Below are 16,053 nucleotides of genomic sequence, written 5' to 3' on the forward strand. Positions count from 1 at the left end.
TTAGAATGGAAGATCGTCATCTGAAATGTCCATTGGGTTAGAATTACCAAATGGGCTTTCGTCACGACCGAAGTTAGGTGTTTGTTGCTGTGAAGGTTGTGATGAGAAACCACCGTTTGAAGCTCCACCAAATGATGAATTGTTATTAAATCCACCGTTGAATGAGCCATTTGATTGACCTTCACGTGTAGCACGACTTTCCAAGATTTGGAAATTATCTGCAATCACTTCTGTTACATAAACACGTTGACCTTGTTGGTTTTCATAATTACGAGTCTGAATACGACCTGTGATACCAACCAATGTGCCTTTTTTAGCCCAGTTAGCCAAGTTTTCAGCTTGCTGACGCCAAATCACACAGTTAATGAAATCAGCTTCACGTTCACCATTTTGATTCTTGAAGTTGCGGTTTACAGCAAGTGTAAAAGTAGCAACTGCTTGATTAGATGGTGTGTAACGAAGTTCTGCATCGCGGGTCATGCGACCGACAAGTACTACATTATTAATCATAAAATACCTTCTTACGCGTCAAGTTTAACGATCATGTGACGAAGAATGTCACCGTTGATTTTTGAAAGACGGTCAAACTCGTTAAGAGCTACTGCATCTTCTGCTTCAACGTTAACAACGTGGTAAAGTCCTTCGCGGAAATCTTGGATTTCGTATGCAAGACGACGTTTTTCCCAGTCTTTTGATTCAACAACAGTTGCACCGTTGTCAGTCAAGATAGAGTCAAAGCGTGCTACCAAAGCGTTTTTAGCTTCTTCTTCAATGTTTGGACGAATAATGTAAAGAATTTCGTATTTAGCCATTGATATTTTTCCTCCTTTTGGTCTAATGACCCGTGAACATTATCACGAGTAAGTGAGGCGTACTCACAATAAACTATTATACTATACCTTGTTTTAATGTGCAAGAGATTTGTGTGTTACAGAATGATTTCATTCTACTCTAAACAGCGTGCCTTAAACAGAAAAAAGCAGCTCTTAACTCTGCTCTTCTCTTTTAGAAATCACCTTTATTAGAAACCACTAGATTCGTTTCATAAAGTTCTGTCGCAAAATCTAATCCTTTTCTAAAGGCATTAGCTTCTTCACGACTTTCAAAAATCTTTTGTGCTTGAACATATTGTTGTCCACTGCGCCAATACATCTTTCTAACAACCCACATATCCTTTACCTCGCTTTTTAGCTAGTATAAGGTTAATTATAGCACAAATTGTTGAACAATTCATAAAATTAAGTTTTGTCTTTAAGTTTTAATATATCCTCTAACTTTACTTAACACAAATTTTATGAAAGCGTAACACAAATACCGAGAAAAAAGGTGAGAAATCAATCTCACCCTTTTTTATTTTAATTGTCTTTAAAATATTTTTTTAATTGCTTAATGATACTTTGGTAATTATTTGAATCCATCTTAAGACGTTCAATTCTTTTTTCTTCCAAGTATTGTCCAACTTTATCTCCATGTGTTTTGAGGTAATGACGACTTGTTACATAGAAGATATAGGCTACTATAAGGAAACAAATCGGCACAGCAATAAACGGTGCAATGTACAAAGCATTCAACTGCAAAGCATCTGAAATTACTTTGGCTCCACCATTGGCATTAGGGATACGATGTCCTCGAACAAGTAAACGCTGTGTATTGACACCGTAAGGCGTACACGTTACAAGTGTCAAGTAATCTTGATTAGGATCAATGGTCAAATCAGTAAAATCCGTTGGCTCAACGACCCGAATCTGATCAACTTCATAAGTTAATGTTTCATTCAAGACATGAATTGTAAAGGTATCTCCTTCACGCAATTTATCCAAATCAGAAAATAATTTTGCCGATGGCAAACCACGGTGTCCAGATAAAACACAATGAGTCCCTTTTCCACCTACTGGAAGAGATGTCCCTGCCAGATGTCCAATAGATGTCTGCAAAACCTTATCATCCGTTCCGTGATAAATTCCCAATTTGATATTAATCTTAGGAATGCTGATGTATCCCATCGAACCATCATGGTTGAAGTTCAATTGTGATTCATAGTCTTTTTTTTGCGCATCCGTCATGTCCCAATTCATGCTGGTTAAACGCTTATTATAATCTTCTGCCCGACTTAGAATCTCATTATACTCTTTATCAGACATTTTTGAAACGCTTTTTGCATAAGACATGATACCTTTTGTCTGGTGATAAGAATTCCAATAATCACTCAAAGAGGGATAAGTCACTAAACACAGCCCAATGAGAAAGACTAGAGGCATTATTAAAGATTTCCAATGTTGCTTTAGCCACACCACTATGTTTTCTCCTTTCCGCTGGTTGTTTAATGTCAAAAAGAATCATCTTCGAAAGTAGATTTTTCTACTACTCTCGAAGATGGCTTCTTACTGATTAGACATTAGATGTTTTTAACGCGACGTTTTGCAATCATGTAAACGAAAGCAACTAGAATAGCAACGGCACCTACAAGGTAAAGTGCTTTTGTACCAAATGAACCAGTTGATGGCAATTCAACACCTTTGTTGTTTTCAACTTCAACAGTATTCGTTTCTGTAGATGAGACAGTAACAGCTTTGCGTCTTGTTAATTTATTATAACCAGCAGGGGCTTTTGTTTCTTCAAGGTAATAAGTAACTCCACCTTTTAGGCCTGAGATTGTAGCAGTGCCTGCTTCAATGACAACACCTGTTTCACCTGACTCAGCAACACGGTAGTGACCATCTGAAACTTTGACAACTTTAATTTCATTACCATTATCTGCGGCATCATAAAGTTTGAATTCTGCACCAGTCAAACTATTCGTTCCATCTGTTTTGTTAAGTGTAAATTGGTATGTATTAACAGTTGTTTCATCATCATCGTCAAATGTTGTTGTACCATCTGCAGTTGTGTAAGAAATATCAGCTTGGTTGGTAGCTGCAGCATCAGCAGCACCTGATTTTACAACACCATTATAAGTAATAACAACTTCTGCTGGTGAATTATAAAGAGAGTTACCTTCACTGGCCCAAGTTAGATTAATTGTCATAACACCTGTATTAGAATCAACAGATGTTGTAATATTTGATGAAATTGTTGTATTGCCGACTTTAACATTGATACTACTTCCGTCAATAGCTACGTTACTTGGTGTATCGGTAATAGTATAACCGGTAATTAATTTAGAATCTGTAGCACTTGAAGTGACGTAGTTAGTTGCATTAAATTTGATTTGATAATTAACAGTATCCCCAACTTTAGCTGTTGTTGTATCTGTAGCACTGCCACCTACAAGAATTTTTTTACCACCATCTCCATCTGGAATACTTGGAGCAGTAGTATTTTTATCATTAATAGTAGCATTTGGATTAGTACTATCAACTGTGATTACTGCACCAAGTGAAGATTTGATAAAGTAGTAACCAAAACCTAAGTTATCAAATGTTACTGTATTACTAGTGGCTGTTTTTGGCTCACCAACTATAGTACCAAAACCTTCAGCCCAAGTTTTAAAAGCACCAGTTGAAACGTCAAGTCCTGATTTAGCAGTAACGTTATCAGCAGTATCAACATCAAAGTAAGTTTGACCCTCAGTATCTAATGTTTTACCACTTGGTAGTGTGTAAGCAATAGCTCCGTTAGAACCTACAGTGGCATCAAAGAGTTTATAGAGCGTATAAGTTTGTCCTTTTGAAGCATTCTGAACTGTAATTGTTCCGGTAGTATCCGCAAAGACCTGGCTACTTGCAAAGAAAAGTGCAAATGCTGAAAAGAGCAATGCAATCACATTTCTGATCTTTTTCATAGTAAACCTTCTTTCTTTTTCATCCTAAAAATTAAAGACAACATTATTAATTTTAAGCACATCACCTACCCACTATCATTAATAGCTCTTTTCCATCTTTTAAAGATGGTAGTTAGTAATGCGACAATCATTAATAGAATACCTGATAATATTATTTTCTTCGTACCGATACCACCACTACTTGGTAGTTCGCTACCAGCTGGGTTAGTTACTTGAAGGCGATAATTATAGTTCCCCATTCCATTTACAATTCGTTTGTTATCATCTGCTGCCACGACGTGACCATCCTCATCACAAAGTTCAACAGTGTAAATAGAATTATCATATTCATCACGCACTTCAAGAACATTGAAGCAAACGTACTTATTGGTTATTCTGTGACCATCTGGAGCAGTATTTTGAGTGAGGCGATAACGTCCTGGTGTTAAACCTTCAAGATTTAAACCATCTGTAGATGTTACATCAAAGCTGTTAAAGTCACTACTAATATCTTCCCAGACACCAGCACCACGTTTTTCTAATTTGAAGTTTGCACCTGAAAGCGCTGGGCTCCAGCCACTTCCTGTTACTTGCAAATTAATCGTAGGTGTCACAATCAAGTGACCATGTGTGATTGAAATATTGTAGTTGACTGGATTAGTATTAGCCATCAACGTGTAAGTGAAGTAGTTATAACTTGTACCAGGATTTGTCTGACTACCTGTAAAGTTATATTCTTGAACACCTTCACCAAGAATAAAACCATCGGTTGCTGTCATCTCACTTGGAGTAACTGTATGGTCTGTTAAAGCTGTACCATCATAGGTTTTAGTTGCATCAGCTGATGTTAAGACAACATTACGTTTATAGATGGTAAGTGACCCATTTGACACTTGGAAGTGAACATCGAAGTTAGGGTCTGTATTCACAAAGTGATTTTCAAGATCCAAGTTATAAGTTCCGGCATCTTTTTCTGTTATTGAAGAAGCAGAACCGTTAAATTGAATCTTACTTTCTGGGTACAAGCTAGTACTGATACGTGTAATATCGTAACCCACTGTTGAATAAGTACCATCATAAACTTTAGATACTGTATCACCAGTAATCATGACAGATACATAAAGCGGTACTACCGTTAAGGTACCAGATGTATAAGTAATATGATAATAATCTGTACGATCATCACCATCATCATTTGTAATCGTTACAGATGACGGTGTTGTATGACTACTACCAACATTCGTTTGTGAACCAGTGTAAGTTACAGAACCTAACTTGTCACTACTTTGAAGTGAAAGCTTATAAGATTCGTTCAAATCTGATAAACCACTACTCTTAAGTGCTGTACCATCATAATTTTTTACTTTATCACTCGCTACGATATTTAAATTCTTCTTATAATAGAGGTTGATATCAATATTTTCACCACCACTAAAAGTGTAAATATCTTTAACGTTAGTTGGATTATTAGGATTTGTCACATCTTTTCCTGAGTGATAAGTATAACCCGTAATGTCTAGAATATGGTCGTTGGTAACGTTACAAGTTCCACCTTCATGGAAAGTTTCTTCGACTTCAGATTGCCCAGGAATTGGATTACCATCCATATCTAAGTAATGGAAAGTAATATGTCCGTCAGTTTTCTTACTATAATAAAACGTAATAACGTTATTTGCTGAATTTGAAGTTAGTGTCAAGCTCAAAGTATCATCTAGTGGATAGTAGTCACTTCCAAGGTCTGGAGCGATTTCCTTAATGCGAACCGTATCACCTGTAACGGTTTTAGTAACTGATGGTCTAAGTTCAGTATCCGTGCCATCCAATAAGTAACGAACAGTGTAATCAACACTAGATTGTTTCTTACTATAGTAGAAAGTAATAACATTATTTTCGTAATCAAGGTTAATTGATTTTTCGTTATTACCTGGACGATATCCAGTGATTGCCAACGCTTTTTCAGTAATGGTATCACCGATTCGAAGAGCTGGGCTTGTCACTACTTTATCTGGTGATAACTTATTATCATTATTGTCAGCATCTACATAATGGACAGTGTAAGATAATGGATTCAATTTCCAGTGTGCTACCAAATGAGTGTCTTTAGTGATTGGTTTTGTCCAGTCAAAACGTTTACCATCTGAATCATACCAACCATCAAAAGTATAGTGAGTTCTGGTTGGGTCATCTGGAGCTTGTGCACAGACATATTTTTCAACAGACTGTGTCGCTGGAGTCGTTCCTTCACCACCATTTAAATCAAAGGTCACATTGTAATGCGGAGCATTCCATTTCGCATACAAGACCAAATTGTGATTCGGCATTGTATTGAAAGTATAAGGTGACCTCAATGTGGCATCTTCATACCAACCGCCCCAAGTATAATCACTATCAACACCATCTGGACGATTAGGAACATAATTGTAAGTTGATGATGAAATATCTGCACCATACAAAACATCTGATTTCGTTTCTAGTTCACTAGTGCCATAATAATAATCAATGTTATAACTATCACGGTCGTAGTAGAAACGATAGGTCGTCCCTGAAGTACCATAATATTGAGTACCGTTTGCTACAAAATTTTGATTAGTTCGATATGTATAACCATAAATTTCCTTAGCGGTAAACGTACCTGAGTTAAAAATAAATGATTGACTGTACTTATCTGATTTCACATAAGAACCGTCTGGTTGTTGCAACCAGTATTCAGCGGTATACGTTGTACCACGGTTTGTCCAAGTCGCCTTGAAAGTTCGTGTCGTTCCTGAAGATGGTAAAAGTTCTGGCACAACTTCTTGACGTTTGGTCTTGTACTCATTATCCCAAGAATCAAAAAGCCGTTCAGTTGAAACCTGACCAAGATAGTTAAGTGAATAAACTTCCCTAGGATTAGATGTCGAACTTGGCCATACACTTGAAACATCTTGCCCTAAAACAATATCAGTTATCCTGTATTCAGAACCTTTATAAACTTGGCCACCTATATCAATACGTCCCAAAGAGCCACCTTGGAAAATACTTGATAAGTTCAAGTCAAAAACAAATGTATACCGAATCAAACTGTAATAAACATTCAACACAGATGAACCGTCTGCTGCTACGACGATTGAAGACGTACTATTTGGTCCACCAGAAGCATTTTCACGTTGATAACCTTTTGGAACAACCGCAAGATCTGGCGCACTTGAGGCAGTCACCGTTGTATCTACTGTTCCGGTCCTGTTGATGGCACTATCATAAACATAGTGTGTTGTATTCGTAGCGTTATCGTAAACTTCTTTGTAATAAGCAATCGTGTAAGGGACTGTATCTGCCTTCCACTTAGCGTACAAAGTCATATCGCTATTAAGAGTGACATTACCAGTAATTTTGTTACCCGTTAATTCTGGGTTATCATACCATCCATCAAATGAATAACCTTTTTTCTGTGGAACATTACTTGTAATGGCAACTGATTCACCATATAAACCATCTGTTGGTTCAATATAATAACCACCATTGGTGTTATATGAAAGTTCAAATTCCTTACGTGTGTAATAAACGTATAAATCTTGTCCCTGTGCTTGTGTAAGGGTTACAGAATTTGTTCGTTCAAAGTCAGCATATGGATAAGTTAAGACCTGCGGTCTAATCGTTGATCCAATAACACCATGAGCTTGAGTAGACTCAATTTCACTGTAGTTGTTATTATTTAGATTTTTCAACATGTAGTGGATGTTATATGTCGCATCGGCTGCTACATATTGAACCCTGATGGTAATATTTTTATCAACTGTACCATCTGCTGCATCTTTATTTGCTAAATCAGTAGCATCCGCCAACTCAACAATAGATTGACTTGGATAATAAACTTCATCAGGAGATACTGTCGTGTCATCTTCTGGTTTTACAGAAGGCGGCGGAGTTACACGGTAAGGTGTATCTTTTGCCTCAACGTTATGGATATCATTACCAAAAACAGTATCAGTGTCCGACGTATTGTTGTGGTAGTAATATTGAATCGTTACGTTATAAATCTTGATTTCTGAATACTGTGCAACAATAGTCATATCACCACTAATTGGTGTGGTATCTGTAACGGTTGTGCCATCTGCTTGATTTACCCACTTAGTGAAACGATAACCTTCACGATAAACTGGTGTTGGGAATACTGAAATGGTTTCACCATCAGCAATTTGAGCAGATGTCATCTCATGTTCCACACCATCGTTATCAGTATATTTAAAGGTAACTGTATGAAGTGTAGTTCTTGATGGGCCACCGCTCTTATCAAGGCTTGTTTTGTTTTCTGATGGATTGCTCGATGTTACTAAAGCATATGTTGAAAATTGACTATTATCAAAAGCAACTGACGTGATCTTATGATCAATTTCTTTCACATCTTTCTGGGTGATTGTTTCTTCTGAACCATCATCCGCAAAATGAAGAACATCGAAATTATCTTTGCTATCCATCGCTTGACTTGGCTTGATTGTGACTTTAACATCTGCTTGAGGTTCAACTTTTTCACCTTTTGATTCAAAAGAAATATCATAAAAAAGCACACTTTCAATAATTTTCCCAATTAATGTTTCTTGTGCTTTTTGATAATTTCCTTGGTAAGCTGAGTCATCACTTTTAACTTCCTTAACAATTAATGTTGTATCCTTAGGCAATTGTGCTTTTTCATCAACATCTGCTGTAATAGTGTAATCTTGATTACTTGCTGTTAAGGTTGTCGCCTGTGTGATCAAATCAGGCTCACTTGTATCTGTTTGAGTATTTCCTTGCTCAACCGAATTGGGCTGCGAACCTACTATGCTTGATCCAAGATTATTATCTTGTGGAGATGCAAGCGAAGGTAGGCTCTGACCTTGTTGACTACTTTGTTCAACCTCAATTCCCGCTTGGCTATTAGCAGTCTCATTATCCAGGGTTAGTGCTGGCAAAATTAAGACGTACGTTGTTATCAGTACTACAAGCACGGCAAGGAAAGTGACTATTTTTTTATGCTTTACTCTGATAAAATATTTTTTTCTAAAAAAATTTCTCATCGATTTTCACTCTCCTTCCCTCCTAAAACTCAGTGAAAATGTCATCGATATACTTTTAATTTAGAGTACTAATATCTGACAGAGGCCAGATTCTAAGTATTAGTTTGCCAACTAATTGTTCGTCCGAAACCGTTCCGACAGAAGTATTTCGTGAATCAATTGAAACTTTCCTATTGTCTCCTAAAACAAAAATACGGTTTTCTGGGACTTGATAAGGAAACTTAATATTTGTCTCACCATAAGCCTTATTTTCAATATAAGGTTCCTTGATTTTCTTATCATTAACATAAACCGTACCATCTTTGGTGATGTTGACCCAATCACCAGATTCTGCAATAACTCGTTTTACCAAAATATTGTTGTTGTAATAAAAAGCGACGATGTCTCCTGTCTTAAAATGGTTACTTTTTACTGCCAGAACAATATCACCACTATCTAGAGTTCCTCTCATGGATTTCCCATAAATTCGAAGTGTTGGCAAGTAAAGCATAGCTACTAAAATAGCAAATGCTGCAACAACAACTAGCATGAATACCGTGCTTCTTATCTTTTCCATGAAAATCTTACGGTACTTAGCTTTTTTGTAAAGCTCTTCGATTTCGCTAGTAGTTGGAAGTTCAACTTTTTTATCCATTTTCATTGATTACTTCTCCATTCATTTTTTTGACATTTTTAAGGTATAAGTCTGCTGCTTTTTGACTTTCTTCAAAGACCTTCGTCAAGCTGAGAGAAGCTTCTGCAATGGAACCGGCTTGGGTTAGTTTTATTTCTTGATCTGTTAGCTTTTCATTAGCTTTAGATAGTTCATCTCTTAGCCGATCAATCTCCTTACTCTGGGCTAACATAATTTCATATAATTCGATGCGTTTTAATTTTCGAAATTTTTCTTTTCCCACATAAATCGCCTCGTTTCCACTTATTATAAAGCGTTTTCTATTAACTTTATTGTAATCTTTTCTTATTTTTCTTTCAACTATTTTCTGTAGATTTTCTAAAGTTTTTTCGTTGATTTTTCGATAATGGCAATTCTTTAATTTTAAAGCCATAAAAAAGAAGCTGAGCACTTCCGTCTCAGCTTTTCTAAAAAATTTTTTCGTATGTTATCTAACATACCGTTCTCATAAGGAGTTAGGCTGTTAGATTATTATCTCCGTTTTTATAGCGACTTAAATTCATTTTCAGCATTGTACAATTACCTCCATGAGTTTTTTATCAACTATTTTTTACATTGGTATCACTCCTTTAGCTATTTTATGCAACTAGCTAAAGTATCACCGTTTTTATATCTTGCTACGTTCATAAGATACCTCCATTAATTGAAAATACTCACATAACAACGATAATAATCAGTTCATTTTTTCTGTTTCTTTGATAGGGCGATTTACTCGTCGCCATATCTTTTTTGAGTCTCCATTTTTGTAACGGCCTACATTGATTGCTTTCATATCTATCACAACTTTCGTTAAAAGCATTTGAACATGGAAGCAATATGATTAGAAGCCCTTTCGATTACTACTGTTACTAGCAACAAGATCAACCGGTAATATTTCTTGCACTAGCTATTTCTAACCGTTCACTTCCAATTAATATTTTCATCTAAAATGTGACATCACTCCTTCATTGACTTTTATTCAACTAGTTGTTAGTCTCCACTTTTGTAACGACCTACATTAACTATCAACATAAGGCGTTCCTCCGATGTACTTTGTTACAAGTTTTGAAAACGAGGTAATTTTTATGGCTATCAAAGTGCCTAATCACCATTTTTATAGCGTCCTAAGTTAAATTTCAACATAAGCGCCACCTCCGTAAAGTTAACTGTGCCTACTTAACTCCGACTAGAGACTTTATCACCATTTTTATACCGGGCGACATGTGGTTTCATCATAAGAACTGTTACCTCCTTACTTCGTTTCTTTTGTCATCCTTCTTTACACTTTTATTATAATGTAACCGCTTACCTTTTGTCAAGAGATATGAGTCCTTTTTATGCATTTTTTTTCAAGAAGTTTTATTACCCTAAAAAAATGATCTTTGCTACAATGGTAACATGATTAATTTAAAAGACTATGGCATTGAGATGTGGGATACTGAAAAGATTGCTTCTTTTCGAAGAACGCTACTTGCTTGGTATGACAGTGAAAAACGTGATCTTCCTTGGAGAAGAACTAAAAATCCTTATCACATTTGGGTTTCTGAAATCATGCTACAACAGACACAAGTAGTGACCGTTATTCCCTATTACGAACGCTTCTTAGAGTGGTTCCCAACGGTGGAGGATTTAGCTAATGCACCTGAAGAAAAATTGCTCAAAGCATGGGAAGGCCTTGGCTATTACTCTCGGGTGCGCAATATGCAAAAAGCTGCGCAAGAAATCATGGAAAAATTTGACGGTATTTTTCCCAACAATCACAAAGATATTCTTTCTCTAAAAGGTATTGGACCTTATACAGCGGGTGCGATTTCAAGTATTGCTTTTGGACTTGCTGAGCCTGCTGTCGATGGTAATGTTATGCGAGTCATGGCAAGGCTTTTTGAGGTGAATTATGATATTGGTGACCCTAAGAATAGGAAAATTTTCCAAGCAATTATGGAAATTTTAATTGATCCTGAACGTCCTGGGGATTTCAATCAAGCTCTCATGGACTTGGGAACCGATATTGAATCTGCCAAAAATCCTCGTCCAGATGAATCTCCTATTCGCTTTTTCAGCGCAGCTTATTTACATGGCACTTATGACAAATACCCAATTAAATTGTCTAAGAAAAAGCCAAAACCGGTGCAAATTCAAGCGTTTGTCATTCGAAACAGTGATGGAGACTTCCTTTTAGAAAAGAATCTGGACGGACGCTTACTTGGTGGCTTCTGGTCATTTCCAATCGTGGAAACAGACTTTATCGGACAGCAGCTAGATTTATTTGAAAAAGATACCGCTTCTCTTAAAACCGTCTCACAAAAAGCACTTTTTGAAAAGGATTACCAAGTCACTCCTGACTGGACTAATCGAGAATTTAGCCTTGTCAAGCACACCTTTAGCCACCAAAAATGGACTATCGAACTGACAGAAGGTTTGGTTAAAAATGATAAGTTCACGTCAGAAAAAGAACTCCGCTGGGTGCCAGAAAACCAACTCTCACAATACCCCATGGCAACACCTCAGAAAAAAATGCTAAAGGAGTATTTAGGAAAATAACATTAAGCTCACTTTAAGTAAAGCTTCTTATAATAGAAGTATTCCTAATGATAATATCTCAAATTAACTCGGTAATAGGTATTAAAAAACGTTTCCTCAATGAAAGTCCTGATTTTTCAGGACTTTTTTTGCACGACTGCTATAGTTTTTTAATATTACTTCCCCTCCCCTTCATTAAAAACGTTTTCAATTATTTAAAAAAAGGAGTATGATAAAGGTAATCATTTGTGTAAAAGAGGTAGACTATATGAAATTAGTTGCTATTGTTGGAACAAATTCAGATCGTTCAACCAACCGTAAATTGTTAAAATTTATGGCCAAACATTTTGCAGATTTAGCTGAGATTGAAGTTCTTGAAATCAAGGATTTACCAGCTTTTAATGAACCTGAAGATAAGGTAGCTCCTGCTCCTGTCGCTGATTTTTCTAAAAAAATCGCTAACGCTGATGGGGTCATTATCGCGACACCTGAGTACGACCACACTATTCCTGCTCCTCTGGCTTCCGCTCTAGAATGGATTGCCTACACTAGTCGCGTGCTCATCAATAAACCAACCATGATTGTCGGGGCTTCGCTTGGTGCTCTAGGAACGTCACGCGCACAAGCTCATCTCCGTCAAATCTTAGATGCTCCCGAATTAAAAGCCAGAATTATGCCAGGTACAGAATTCTTCCTTGGACACTCTGAACAAGTTTTGGATGACGACAACAATCTCCATAATCCTGAAAAAGTTGCTGAACTTGAAGACAATTTCAAAGAATTTCTCTCATTTGTTGAAATCACGAATCAAATTGTTAGCCAGTCAGATACTGACCGTAAAAAAGCTTTTGCTTGGGAAATGAATTAGGAGGAGACTTTTATGAAATTAGTTGCTATCGTCGGAACCAATGCTAAAAAATCATATAATCGACTTTTGCTACAATATATGGCTAAATATTTTGCCAAAGAAGCAGACATCGAAGTACTCGAAATCGCTGATGTCCCAATGTTCAATGAAACTGATGACCAAACAGAGTCAGCTATCATTCAAAAATTTAATACCAAGATTACTGAAGCTGACGGTGTTATTATTGGTACACCCGAACACAACCATACTATCCCATCAAGTCTTAATAGCTTGATTGAATGGCTTTCATTTAACATTCACCCATTGACAGGTAAACCCGTTATGATTGTCGGGGCTTCTTATGACATCCAAGGTTCTTCACGTGCACAATTACACTTACGCCAAATCTTAGATGCACCTGGTGTAAATGCAACGGTTATGCCTGGTAGTGAATTTTTACTTGGTCGCGCTCAAGATGCTTTTGATGAAAATGGTGACCTTAAAGACCAAGGAACGATTGATTTCTTAGAATCATGCTTCTTCCGATTTATTCGTTTTGCTACCATTGCCAATCAACTCAATGAACCAGAAGATGTTCGTTTTGAACCAGGGACTTACCAAGTCACAACTGTCGGTCACAATGGTAATCTTCCAATGTCAGTAACATTGTCAGAAGAACGTATCGAAGCTATCGATATTGATTCATCTGGCGAAACTGGTGGCATTGCCGATGTTGTTTTCACACGAATTCCAAATGAAATCATCGAAGGACAAACCTTAAATGTAGATGCCATTTCTGGTGCCTCTGTCACTTCAAAAGGTGTTCTTAACGGTGTAGCTAAAGCAGTTCGTAAAGCCGGTGCTAATCCAGAAGCCCTTCGTTCACGTCCAAAAGCGCCTTCTGCACTTGATAAAGAAGATAAAACATACGAAACTGAACTAATTGTCGTAGGCGGTGGCGGTGCAGGACTTTCTGCTGCTGCTCGTGCCCTACAAGCTGGCAAAAAAGTTATCGTAGTTGAAAAATTCCCAGCCGTTGGAGGAAATACTGTTCGTGCAGGTGGACCAATGAATGCTCCTGACCCTGCTTGGCAAAATACTTTTGCTGCTAATCCAGGTGAAGCTAATAACCTTAAAGAATTGCATGATATTGACGAAGCAACTATCGATCCTGAATTTCTACCAGATTTCCGTGCCTTAAAGGCGGAAATTGAAGAGTACCTCAAAGATCCAACTTATCTTTTTGACTCAAAACTTCTTTATCGTATCCAAACCTATCTCGGTGGGAAACGTAAAGACCTCAAAGGTAATGAAATCCACGGTAATTACGAACTCATTCGAGTCTTGACAGAACGTGCTTTAGAGTCTGTTCGTTGGTTGGAAAATATCGGAGTTGAATTCGTCCGTGACGAGGTAACCATGCCAGTTGGTGCTCTCTGGAGACGTGGTCACAAACCTAAAATGCCAATGGGAGTTGCCTACATCGCAGTACTGAAAGATTTTATCCTAAAAAATGGTGGAACCATTTTAACAGATACTCAAGTTAAAGAGCTTATCGTAACAGATGGTGTCATTACTGGAGTCAAAGGTAGTGGACGTAACGGACAAACCATTACTGTTAATGGTAAAGCAGTTATTTTAACCACAGGTGGTTTTGCAGCTAACACTAAAATGCTCCAAAAATACAACACTTACTGGTCAGAAATTGCTGATGATATTGCCACATCAAATACACCAGCCGCAACTGGAGATGGTATTTTACTTGGTCAATCTGTCGGTGCCGACCTTGTCGGTATGGGCTTTAGCCAAATGATGCCAGTATCTGACCCAGTTACTGGTGCCCTCTTTACAGGACTTCAAGTGCCACCAGCAAACTTTATTATGGTTAACACCAAAGGTAAACGTTTCGTCGATGAATACGGTAGCCGTGACCAATTATCACAAGCTGCTATCGATAATGGTGGACTCTTCTATTTAATTGCTGATGAAAACATCAAAGAAACAGCTTATAACACTAGCCAAGAAAAAATTGATGCCCAAGTTAAAGCTGGAACACTTTTCAGAGCTGATACTTTGGAAGAATTGGCAGAGCAAATCAACATTGATCCTGCTGTTCTAGTAGAAACAATTACCAATTACAATTCTTACGTCGATGCTGGTCATGATCCAGAATTTGATAAAGGTGCCTTTGACCTCAAGGTTGAAAAAGCACCATTTTACGCAACTCCTCGTAAACCAGCTACCCACCACACCATGGGTGGTTTGAAGATTGATACTCACGCGCATGTCATCAACGAAGACGGAAAAATTATCAAAGGACTCTTTGCTGCTGGTGAAGTTGCTGGTGGACTCCACGCCGGAAACCGTCTAGGAGGGAACTCATTGACTGATATCTTCACTTTCAGCCGTATCGCAACCGACACCGCTATCGCAGAATATCTTGACTAAAATTAAATTACCAAAAACAAGGTGAGAATTTCTCATCTTGTTTTTTTATTTTCAGATAACAAAAAGAAAGCCCCAGCTACAAAAGCTGGAGTTCTCTAGGAGATTTTTGCAACAACTGAAACAATCATAAACGCTATAAGCATGAAAAGATTAGTAGTTATTGCTATGAAAAAGAAAGTTTATTTAGGATTGACTATAGTATAGCCAGACTAGCTTAAGTAAAGCTGAATTTTTTCTTATAGAAAGCTTAAACTTTTTTCTTTTCAATGTCCCCGCTTTTTCTGATGACGCTTTTCTTGCCTAAGCAAGTATTTTCGTTCCTTTTCTAGCTCACGCTTCACTTTTTGCTTAGACTTTTGAGCTTTCTTGACTTCCTCACGCATTTCCTGCATAGCAAGCTGAGCTTTCGTTGACACCACAGGCTTACACTTTGCCTTATTGATATCACGTTGCACACGTTTTGGATTTCGTTTTTTCTGTGAAATAGCTGGCGCTGAAAACTCAGAGCTTACTTCGACCTTATCATACCTGCACAGCCATTTTCCCAAAGAAACATCAATAAAGTTTAGAATATCATCATCCTTTGGTTCTTTGCCAAACACGTAACGAAAAGCCTTGTAACGTTTCTTCGAATCCGTAAATTCAATCAAAGCCGACCAAAATGCCCCATCAAAATATACTGTCATTTTCATAACAGCCCCTCCTTAAAAAAATTGACAATGGACGACCTCGGAAGGGGAAGGTTACTGATACATTTGTACTCACAGACTACCAACTGCGATGTGTTTTTATG

12 protein-coding genes are annotated in these 16,053 nt (G+C 37.3%); 3 read left to right on the forward strand and 9 right to left on the reverse strand.

Going from position 1 to position 16,053, the window contains the following annotated elements; genetic code table 11:
* From BLP98_RS06890 to BLP98_RS09485, 8 genes are all read right to left on the reverse strand, one after another.
* Positions 1–510: a single-stranded DNA-binding protein gene (locus tag BLP98_RS06890; RefSeq protein ID WP_074482547.1), complete on the reverse strand. Its 510-nt coding sequence runs from the start codon at positions 508–510 to the stop codon at positions 1–3.
* An 11-nt stretch (positions 511–521) separates the two neighbouring features.
* The gene (gene rpsF / locus BLP98_RS06895; protein ID WP_074482548.1) at positions 522–812 is read right to left on the reverse strand and encodes a 30S ribosomal protein S6; all 291 of its coding nucleotides are present in this window, start codon (positions 810–812) and stop codon (positions 522–524) included.
* A 193-nt stretch (positions 813–1,005) separates the two neighbouring features.
* Positions 1,006–1,170, reverse strand: coding sequence for an ATP-dependent protease (locus tag BLP98_RS06900; RefSeq protein ID WP_074482549.1), 165 nt, complete (start codon positions 1,168–1,170; stop codon positions 1,006–1,008).
* Between the two features lie 185 nt (positions 1,171–1,355).
* Positions 1,356–2,294: a class C sortase gene (locus BLP98_RS06905; protein WP_074482550.1), complete on the reverse strand. Its 939-nt coding sequence runs from the start codon at positions 2,292–2,294 to the stop codon at positions 1,356–1,358.
* Between the two features lie 101 nt (positions 2,295–2,395).
* Positions 2,396–3,781: a SpaA isopeptide-forming pilin-related protein gene (locus tag BLP98_RS06910; protein WP_074482551.1), complete on the reverse strand. Its 1,386-nt coding sequence runs from the start codon at positions 3,779–3,781 to the stop codon at positions 2,396–2,398.
* A gap of 65 nt (positions 3,782–3,846) precedes the next feature.
* Positions 3,847–8,688 (reverse strand): InlB B-repeat-containing protein, encoded by a 4,842-nt coding sequence (locus tag BLP98_RS06915; RefSeq protein ID WP_234792811.1) that lies wholly within the window; start codon positions 8,686–8,688, stop codon positions 3,847–3,849.
* A gap of 160 nt (positions 8,689–8,848) precedes the next feature.
* Complete coding sequence (gene lepB / locus BLP98_RS06920; protein WP_074482553.1) at positions 8,849–9,433, reverse strand: signal peptidase I; 585 nt, start codon at positions 9,431–9,433, stop codon at positions 8,849–8,851.
* Positions 9,420–9,689 carry a DNA repair protein gene (locus BLP98_RS09485; protein WP_419177414.1) on the reverse strand — a complete coding sequence of 90 codons (270 nt, stop codon included), beginning with the start codon at positions 9,687–9,689 and terminating at the stop codon, positions 9,420–9,422. Before BLP98_RS09485 ends, lepB begins: the two co-directional genes overlap by 14 nt.
* A 1,154-nt stretch (positions 9,690–10,843) precedes the next feature.
* Here BLP98_RS09485 and mutY point away from each other — a divergent pair.
* The 3 genes from mutY (at position 10,844) to BLP98_RS06940 (ending at position 15,260) form a co-directional block, all read left to right on the forward strand.
* On the forward strand, positions 10,844–11,986 hold the full coding sequence (mutY, locus tag BLP98_RS06930; RefSeq protein ID WP_074482554.1) for an A/G-specific adenine glycosylase: 1,143 nt from the start codon (positions 10,844–10,846) through the stop codon (positions 11,984–11,986).
* 247 nt (positions 11,987–12,233) lie between these two features.
* Entirely contained in the window at positions 12,234–12,833 is a 600-nt protein-coding gene (locus BLP98_RS06935) for an NADPH-dependent FMN reductase (RefSeq protein WP_074482555.1), read from the forward strand.
* 12 nt (positions 12,834–12,845) lie between these two features.
* On the forward strand, positions 12,846–15,260 hold the full coding sequence (locus tag BLP98_RS06940) for a flavocytochrome c (RefSeq protein ID WP_074482556.1): 2,415 nt from the start codon (positions 12,846–12,848) through the stop codon (positions 15,258–15,260).
* 263 nt (positions 15,261–15,523) lie between these two features.
* Here BLP98_RS06940 and BLP98_RS06945 read toward each other — a convergent pair whose 3' ends face one another.
* Positions 15,524–15,952, reverse strand: coding sequence for a YjdF family protein (locus BLP98_RS06945; RefSeq protein WP_039691454.1), 429 nt, complete (start codon positions 15,950–15,952; stop codon positions 15,524–15,526).
* Positions 15,953–16,053: the final 101 nt, after the last annotated feature.

Origin of the sequence: Streptococcus equinus (genome assembly GCF_900104225.1) — a bacterium.
Taxonomy (GTDB): Bacteria; Bacillota; Bacilli; order Lactobacillales; family Streptococcaceae; genus Streptococcus; species Streptococcus equinus_D.